This is a genomic window from Meiothermus cerbereus DSM 11376 (genome assembly GCF_000620065.1).
Lineage (GTDB): Bacteria > Deinococcota > Deinococci > Deinococcales > Thermaceae > Meiothermus > Meiothermus cerbereus.
On record NZ_JHVI01000045.1, the window covers coordinates 1 to 8,163 of the forward strand.

Genomic DNA, 8,163 nt, shown 5'->3' on the forward strand with positions numbered 1-8,163 from the left:
GGTCGGGTTAGTTCGACACCGTTCGGTGACGAACTAACCGAATCTGGTATAAGAAATGTTCTTGATTCGTTCTTTTTGCTGGGGCCCCCGCCGGAAGCACCGCTTTGCGCTCCTAAATCCAGTCGGTTCTGGCCTGCGCTAAGCACAAGGCTTCAGGTGGGGTACAACTCGGAGGCCATCTCTCGCGCCGCTTATCCTGCTCCTGCTCGAGCTAGGCCATCCCTGAGCTTAACCTCCATTTGGCTTACCGAAATGGGCATTCTGAGCTACAATATAGGTGCGGGAAGAGGGCGCAGCCGCTGGTGGGCATCCACCAGAGGAAAGTCCGGGCAGCACAGGGCATGATGCCAGCTAACGGCTGGGCGGGGTAACCCGACGGAATAGTGCAACAGAAAGCAGACGGCCCTCGCCCCAAAGCGAGTGGTCAAGGTGAAACGGTGCGGTAAGAGCGCACCAGTGCCCCTGGAAACAGGGGCAGCTAGGCAAACCCCATCTGCTGCAAGTCCCGTAAGTCCGACAGGGAGAACTGACCCGGTTCGTTATTACCTGCGGCAGGGACGCTCGAGGTGAGCGGCGACGCTCATCCCAGAGAGATGGCTGCGGAAACAGAACCCGGCTTACGCCTCTTCCCTAACCTGGAAACCCTCACCAATCCCCCTACACCCTGCGGGTGGGGGGTTGGTGCGTTTTGGCAGGTCGTACCGGGCATAGTGCCTTTTGAGGGGTAGAATTCCAAGCGTGAATCGCCGCCTGCTTGGCAGAGAACTGTTGCGCCAGGGGGAGCAGCGTGGCCCCGGCGGTCGCAGGCTCTGCCGCCATGCACCCTGCCACAACGAGGTGCCACCGGGACGCCGCAGCTGGTGCAGTGAGGCATGTGTGCACCAGTATCGGCTGCAAGCCCACTGGAGTTATGCCCGGCAGCATCTGCGTAAGCGGGAAAAGGGGGTTTGCCAGGTTTGCGGTACCGACACCCGCCCCCTTAAAAGCAGCCTGATGAAACTGTGGAAGGCCGCAGTGCAGATTGGACGAACCCAGCGATTGGCGCAAGACCTCTACCAGCACGCCGAATACCGCGAGCTGGCCCTGCAGTATGCCCAGTTCGCCCAGGAGCTTTCCCAGCGCGGCTTTCACGGCTTTGCAGCGGAGCTACCCAGGCGCTGGCGACCGCGCAAAGCCTGGAAAAAGCCCACAGACTTATGGGAGGCCGACCACATCCGGCCGGTGGTAGAGGGCGGCACCCACGCGCCAGAAAACCTGCGAACTTTATGTCAGCCCTGCCACAAACAAATGACTCGAGACCTCGTCCTCAAGCGCAAAAAGTCTAACCCCGGCGCAGGCTAATCTGCGAGCGCATCCCCAGACCCCCGCCATAGCCAGAAGCGCGTGCCCCAAAACCGACCCCGCTCCACCACCAGAGCCAAGGCTGTCACGCGCCACGCTATTTGCCCATTTTACGCCACGCTAAATGTCACCACTTGAAAGATGAGAAACACGCTAAATGTCACCAGTTTTGGCTTTGAATGGATTAGCAACCAGTGAAATACGCATGAGATAAATAAGTCATTTATTAGAAGCTTCAGGATAAGTTTGCTCCACCTCCAGCTTGAGCCGGAGCGGCAACGCCTCCCACCCTACCCATTCCGGCCAAGGGATTTTATTTACCACTTCTACGCTTTCGGCCTTTTCCAGCTTCTGGAGCAGCGCCTTTGCCTCCCGCTCCAGCGCATCCAGCGCGTCGTAGTAGGCGTTCAGGGTTTGCCGTTCGCTGTCGGTTATGCGCCCGAGTTGGAGTTTAGTTATCAGGTCGGTGAAATCGTTGGGGCGCAAGCGCTCACTGGCAGCGATTAGGGCGTTTTTGATGCGGTTAGCAGCCTCTTGGCGTGCCAACTCGAGCCATTCAACCTCGAGTTCGGCTTGTAGCGCCTCGAGGTCTACGTCATCTCGGAAGCCGCTGATGATGAGTGTGTCGTTCTCGCGTCTTGTGATGATGCCTGATTTAGAGTAGGGTAGTAGTATAAATATTATGGTGTTCATGGCAACCTCCTATCTGATTTCAAGCTCAGCCCAGATGCCATGTCCGGAACTCACTACTACAGAGTTTGATGTGTTATTTACAATATATAAGTAAACATATGAGCTACTGCTTGCTAATAGAGTATCCACCGCAACGTCGTCATAATTTGCGCTTCCTGTCCATGTATTCGTAGCCTGAACGCGAGGCAATAGAGTAGTAAAAACATATCTAACTCTTCGCAGATAAATTGCTCTCCCAGAGGGTACTAAAATCATAGTGAATGCAATCAAGTAACTAGAATTTGCAGGAATAGTAACACTATTACTTAGATACGACTGCACTACGAACCGGTTTTGGTGGTCGTAGCGGCCAGAAATTTCGCTGACTATAACCCGCCCGCTATTACGCTCTGCCCTGAAAACCTCACCTATAAAATTGCCCGCATCATCATATCTCCATAAAAAAAAGCTCGCGCCCGCGTTACTGCCGCTCTCATTCCCCCCTAGGCCAAAGGCCCAGCGCGGGCCTGAAGTTCGCAGTTCTATATGGCGATTCCCTGATCCGGAGGTTCCTGCAGTGGTATTTACCTTAGGCAAAGATAGCGCCCCGGTCATGGTGTCCCCGGACCGGTTCAGCGGGGTGTAGCCCAAATGGCCCACCACACTGCCGGGGGCCAGTTTGGCAGAAGTTACCGCCTGATTAGCAATGTGTTGGGTCAGGATGCTTGCATCCCGCACATCCTGCGCCAGCCGCTGGCTCGAGTCCAGCGTGGCAAGGCCATTGCCAATGCCCCACATATCGCGCAGGGTGTGCACCCAGCGTCCCCCACCGCTCGCAGTCAAGACCCACAGGCCATCGGCGGGGAGGCTAGAGGGGTTGTACAGCCGGTAGCGGCCATATTCCCCCACATCACACACGTCGCCGTTCACAAAGCCGGTGGCAGCGGACAAAGCGGCCAACGAGGCCACCGTCCGTACCCGCTTCACCCCCTGGGTTTCGGCTTCGCTGAGCCGCACGTGGAGGTTCTCAGTGCGGTTCAATACGGCTTGCACCGCGTTTTCTAGTGGTTCAATGGCGATGGGCTCGTTGTTCCCTGAGATGGGAAAGTTGGGGATGTTGGGCGGAAAAGCGTTTTGAGGGTTGAGGGTTTTAGGCATGATTCCTCCTACGGATAAAGCACGACAGGCGGCGCGCCCCAGACCTGCCCTGGTGGGTTCCAGGTAAGGCCCGCCGGGTTCCAGTTCAACGGCCCTGATGGCACGTATCGCAGCGTTGCCAATCGGGTATGCGCTGGTTTGACCTGATTGATGATTGCAAGGATGCGGTTTTTCTCCTCTACCGAGCCATCGTAGCTACGGGTGCCAGCGTACAGGTATACGTCGAACTCGCTCCAGCGCGTGTTGTCGTAGTTGCGCACCGGCACTATGGCGCTGTTGTAGCCGAGCTGAGAGAGGGCCAGGCCCAGGCCGTACTCGGTGCCCGCCCATTGCCAAAATTCCCAGGCGCCAATAATGCGCTGCCGGAAGGCGTCCAGGCTCTCGGCAGGATAGCGCACGAAATTGCGCTCAGCCCCAAGCAGGTTCAAACCATCCTCCGGGGCCAGCTCGACATATCTCGCGCGCAAGGCGGTAGCCACATACTCGAGGTGCTCATCGGCAAGCGCTCCATAGGCCTCGATTTCCGGCCCGACCGGGGCATCTTGAAACCAGGGCGGAGCTCGATCCCGTAACCAATCCTCCAGCAGGCGAATCTCGTATAGCGGAATCACGGCTACACCTCAATCCAGGTCAGGTTTGCGTTGAATTGCGCGGCCTGCACGCTGCTCAGGGTGACATCGGTTGCAGGAGCCGACAACGCCACATCAATCACATTGGGCACGAACAGCGCTTCGATGATGGCCGATCTGTAGATTATCCCGCCAATCGGCACACCCGCTTGCAGAGCCGCCAGGGCTGCCGCGGCCTGCCCCTGCGCCCGGCTCAGGAATCCCGTGCGTACCCGGATGGTGGCGGTAATAGTGACGTTGACGGCCGTGGCTGCATATACCTGCACATCCGCCGTGAGCGGCTTTTTCTGCTGGATGATGTTGTTGGCCGCCGCTACCGCCCCGCTGCCCAGGCCCCCCTCACCCCACACGACCACATCGACTGTTGCCTGGCCGCGCGGATTCTGATCCAAAACGCGCACCTTAGTGATGCTGGGGTCAGCCGAGAGCGCCCAGGAGCGGTAAGCGGCGGCGGTGCCGCCATAGCCCAGCTCTGCCCAGCGCAGGCGGCAGCGCTCGCGTAGCTGCGCGTCGGTTTCCTGATCAATCGCAGCCTCGATTACCTGGTCGTTAACGATGGTTACGCCGGGCAGCGGGGTAAACAGGGTTGTGCCGCTACCCAGCGCGAGCCGATAGGCCGTGCCGGGGCTCTCGGCCCTGAACTCCAGCGACAGCGTGCCGCCCGGATTGAGCACACCGCCGGCCACATTGTTAAATCGCAGATTACCCACCCCGGCCCAAAGTTGGTTGGGCTGGATGGTATAGGGGCCAAACCCGCTGCTGCAGGTCAGGGTAAAGCGCTGCCGCTCAAAGGTGGCCTCTTTGCGCAGGAGGCCATAAACGTTGTAGGCATACAGATCCAGGAATGGGCCGGTGGCGCTTTCCAGGTATCCGCCCTGGGTAATGGCCAGGCGCACCGCCTCCAGCTCGGCGATGGCCTCGGCGTACAGCTCGATCAGTGTGCGCTGCTCGGAGCCGGCTATCCAGTCGTTGGGGGCGTAGCCCTTGCTCTGCAAAATACTGATGAGCCGGGCCAGCACCTGGCTTTGCGATCGGGGCTGGAGTAATTGCTCAAGTAGCACGCAGCACCTCCACCGATACGCCGCTGACGGCCAAAACCAGCGCAAACGGGCCCTGGGCCGTCAGGCCGCGAATGCTGACGCGAACTCGATTCAAATCCATCTGCTCGGCCTCCACTTCCACCTCGGCCACCCGCGGGTCCTGCTCCACCGCGGCCTGCACGAAGGTTTCCAGCTCGTACTGGGTCTGGGCATTCCAGGGCGCCTGCACCATCTCGCGCAGGTCAAAGCCGTAGGCCGGGTCGTAAAAGAGCCCCCCGCGTGGGGTCTGTAGCCGCCGCACTAAAGCCCCCAGCAGGTTTTCCAGGCCGCTCTTGCGGCGGCGCTCGATCAGGCTGTAGTCGGTTCCGAGGTCCACCATAGTTATCCCGAAAATGTTTTGCCGGAGCCGCTGATGATCTCTCCGGTGAGGGTAGCCGAGCCTGCGGCCACGCCGGTGATGCGAATCTGGTCGCCCACCCGGGCCACCGCGGGGCCCCCGCCGGCGAGATTGACCACATCTCCATTTACATTGACCTCCGGCGCCACCAGGTTCACCTTTACGGTGGCGTGAATTATCAGCTCCCGCAGGCTGCCCGCGTCGAACAACAACGCCACCGGGCGGGCCGGATCGCCATTTTCGAAGCCCAGCAGCACCCGCGTGCCCACCTGCACCCGCACCTCCACCCCGGGCAGCATGGTGCGCAGGGGCACCCGCGTGAGCAGGGGCAGATCGGGCTTGTCCGGCTGCAGATCGAGCCGCATATCGCCGTGGTCGCGCAGAATCTGGCAGGGGTAGAGGGCCAGGGTGTCCAGGCGGCCATCCCAGATTAGCTGCTGCAGGCGGCGCTTCAGTCGCTCACCGGGCACAAAACACCTCCGTGCGATACTGGCCGATGTGGTGCACCACGCGCTCGACGTTGCCGAACACCACGTCGGCCCCAGCCGCCCGGCCCTCGAGGCGCACGCCGGGCTGCAGGCCGGGCTCCAAAGAGAACCAGAAATGCCCCCGTGCAAAGTCGAACTCGATAGAGGCTAGCCGCTTTGGGTAAGAGGGCCAGGCCTCACGCCCCACCCAGACCCGGCCATCCGGCTGCACCCGCCAGCTGCGCTCCGGCAGCAACAGCAGCACCCGGCGCAACTCCTGCCAGGCGGGATACCCCAGGCGGGTGTAGCGCAGGAAAACCTCGGGGCCGTCGATCTCCCCTGCGGCCTCGCCTGCCTCGGTCAGCAGGTCGCGGATGATGAGGTAGGCCGGCACCCCTTCGTAATACTTTGGGCGCAGCGCCCGATCCAGCCGGCCCGCCCCGCCCACCAGGGATAGGCTCCAGAAGCCCCCTTGCCGGCCCGCAGCCACGCAGGTAGCCGCCAGGCGCTCGCCAGATTCAAACTCCATCTGCAGCAGCTCACCCAGCGGCACCGGCTCGGTGGCCCGCAGCGCGGCAACCCACCGGCCCGTGCGGGGCAGGCTGATCTGCCCATCCGAGATTTTGCTGGACTTGATCGAGAGCAGCGCCATTATCTACCTACCATCCGATTCGCCACAGCAGAACCATCCGCGACCCCTCGCGCCACAGACGATAGCCCCACCATGCTGGGCCTGTTTTCGCCTGCCTTCTGCGCGCTGGGTTTGCCTCCGCCAGCGCCGCCGCTGCCGCTGCCGGCCAGGCTGCCCGGCGCGGGGCCGTCGAGCTTCTCCACTGTGCCACTCCGGCGCTCCTTGGACTGCCACTCCCTCAGCTTGAAGCGCAGCACAAACCCGCTTTCCCGGCTGAAGTCCGGGCTCTCCAGATCAAATAGGTAGACATAGCGCACCCCGTGAAGCTGCAGGTTGGGGTGGGCCGCCTGTAGAACCACCGGCTTCTTGTCGCGCCGGTTGCGGTACAGGTTGAGCACCGCTAAAAGCCGCTCGAACTCGGCCTTGGAATCGGCCACCGCCTCCACCTCCACCTCGGCGTCGCGGTAGCGCAGAAAGGTGCGCTCGGCCCCGTTTTCGCCTGCGATGGGGGCGGAATCCTCCTCCAGGCCGCCCCCCCGCACGTTCACGGTGACGTTGGGGATGGCCACCCGGCCCTGCGGGCCCAGCAGGGTCAGGGTCTCCCACACCTCCGGCGCTTCCCAGGGGCTAGGGATTTTAGCCATCCACACCCTCCTCCAGCGCCAGCTCCTCCAGCGCCAGCAGCACCGCCTCTTTGATGGCCGGCTGCAACTCCTGCACCACCTGGCGCGGCTGGCCGCTGCCGATCTGAATCTGCTCGATGTTGATGCTGACCGTGATTGAGCGCTCGGCCCTGGGGCGGGCCTGAGCCGGTGGGGGTGTGAGGCCCGGTTGTGGCAGCTCCACCCGGGGTTGGAGCGACTGCTCCATTCCGGCGACCGCATCCGCCACCTGCGGCATCCCGGCCTCGATGCCCTGGGCCAGGCCCAGCGAGAGCATCAGGCCGTAGCCCGCAAAGACCCGCGAGGGGCTTCTGATCTGAAATAGGCTGCGGAACCAGTTCTTGATGGCCTCGCCGCCCTGGGCGATGCGCTCGGCCACCCCCGAGAGCCCGGCGGAGAGGCCCTGGGCCAGGCCGCCCATGATGTTGCGGCCCCACTCCACAGCCTGCTGGCCCAACATGGCAAGCGGGGCTGTGATCACCTGCACCACCCCCTGCATGATCTGCTCCACCCCCGCCCGGGCCCGCTCGAAATTACCCGTAAACAGGCCCACCAGCACCTCGAGCAGCCCTCGCACCAGATTCACCAGGCCGGTGAGGGCGCTGACGATGCTGGCCCCAATGCGGGCAAAGACGTTGATGGTGAGGGTCATAATGAACCCCAGCACGAAGCCAAACGCATAGCCCAGCGCATCCAGCGCCCCGTGGGCCCGCCCCAAGGCGGCTGCGATCACCTCGCCCACCGGGCCGAACTGCAGGGCCAGCCCGGCGATGGCCTGGCGAAAACCATTCCACGCCGCCACTAAGGGCACCAGGGCCAGCCGCACCTGATCGCGGAACTGCTGCACGTGCTGCCAGGCCCAGACAAACGCCGCGCCCAGCGCCATCAGACCGGCCAGCAAAGCCCCCACCGGATTGGCCAGCATCGCCGCTGTGAGGGCCCGGAAGGCCCCGGCCAGCCCCAGCACCGCCGCACGGGCCGCCGGAATGGGGCCGCCCAGGGCCCGCAGGCGCAGGATGGCCCGATCCAGCGCCCCGGCCAGGTCAAACGCCCTCAAAGCCAGGGCGCTCATGCCCTCCCGCAGCAGCAGCAGGCCCATCCGAGCCTGGCCCGCCACCATACCTACCCCGGCCAGGGCGGCGATGCCCCCACCAGCGGCCAGCACC

At 62.5% G+C, this 8,163-nt stretch carries 10 protein-coding genes and 1 other RNA gene; 2 read left to right on the forward strand and 9 right to left on the reverse strand.

Annotation, left to right across the window (positions count from 1 at the left end; all coding sequences use genetic code 11):
• The first annotated feature begins 280 nt into the window (after nucleotides 1–280).
• Nucleotides 281–636, forward strand: an RNA gene (gene rnpB, locus Q355_RS16265) — RNase P RNA component class A.
• A 240-nt stretch (nucleotides 637–876) separates the two neighbouring features.
• Nucleotides 877–1,341 (forward strand): HNH endonuclease signature motif containing protein, encoded by a 465-nt coding sequence (locus Q355_RS16570; RefSeq protein WP_211247177.1) that lies wholly within the window; start codon nucleotides 877–879, stop codon nucleotides 1,339–1,341.
• Nucleotides 1,342–1,560: 219 nt separating this feature from the next.
• On the opposite strand, the gene Q355_RS16260 is transcribed toward Q355_RS16570, so the two are convergent.
• From Q355_RS16260 to Q355_RS16925, 9 genes are all read right to left on the reverse strand, one after another.
• Nucleotides 1,561–2,034, reverse strand: a complete 474-nt coding sequence (locus Q355_RS16260; RefSeq protein WP_051529429.1) for a hypothetical protein — start codon at nucleotides 2,032–2,034, stop codon at nucleotides 1,561–1,563.
• A 9-nt stretch (nucleotides 2,035–2,043) separates the two neighbouring features.
• Nucleotides 2,044–3,171 (reverse strand): hypothetical protein, encoded by a 1,128-nt coding sequence (locus Q355_RS16785; protein WP_156941928.1) that lies wholly within the window; start codon nucleotides 3,169–3,171, stop codon nucleotides 2,044–2,046.
• A gap of 8 nt (nucleotides 3,172–3,179) precedes the next feature.
• On the reverse strand, nucleotides 3,180–3,782 hold the full coding sequence (locus Q355_RS0112895; RefSeq protein WP_027878157.1) for a phage tail protein: 603 nt from the start codon (nucleotides 3,780–3,782) through the stop codon (nucleotides 3,180–3,182).
• 2 nt (nucleotides 3,783–3,784) lie between these two features.
• The gene (locus Q355_RS0112900; RefSeq protein ID WP_027878158.1) at nucleotides 3,785–4,861 is read right to left on the reverse strand and encodes a baseplate J/gp47 family protein; all 1,077 of its coding nucleotides are present in this window, start codon (nucleotides 4,859–4,861) and stop codon (nucleotides 3,785–3,787) included.
• Complete coding sequence (locus tag Q355_RS0112905; RefSeq protein WP_027878159.1) at nucleotides 4,851–5,219, reverse strand: GPW/gp25 family protein; 369 nt, start codon at nucleotides 5,217–5,219, stop codon at nucleotides 4,851–4,853. The genes Q355_RS0112900 and Q355_RS0112905 overlap by 11 nt, the downstream gene beginning before the upstream one ends.
• 2 nt (nucleotides 5,220–5,221) lie before the next feature.
• Entirely contained in the window at nucleotides 5,222–5,707 is a 486-nt protein-coding gene (locus tag Q355_RS15950) for a hypothetical protein (RefSeq protein WP_051529430.1), read from the reverse strand.
• Entirely contained in the window at nucleotides 5,697–6,356 is a 660-nt protein-coding gene (locus Q355_RS0112915) for a hypothetical protein (protein WP_027878160.1), read from the reverse strand. Before Q355_RS0112915 ends, Q355_RS15950 begins: the two co-directional genes overlap by 11 nt.
• Nucleotides 6,356–6,979 (reverse strand): hypothetical protein, encoded by a 624-nt coding sequence (locus Q355_RS16790; RefSeq protein ID WP_156941929.1) that lies wholly within the window; start codon nucleotides 6,977–6,979, stop codon nucleotides 6,356–6,358. Before Q355_RS16790 ends, Q355_RS0112915 begins: the two co-directional genes overlap by 1 nt.
• A partial coding sequence (locus Q355_RS16925) for a phage tail protein (protein WP_027878162.1) occupies nucleotides 6,972–8,163 on the reverse strand: 1,192 nt, incomplete at its 5' end. The genes Q355_RS16925 and Q355_RS16790, both read right to left, overlap by 8 nt.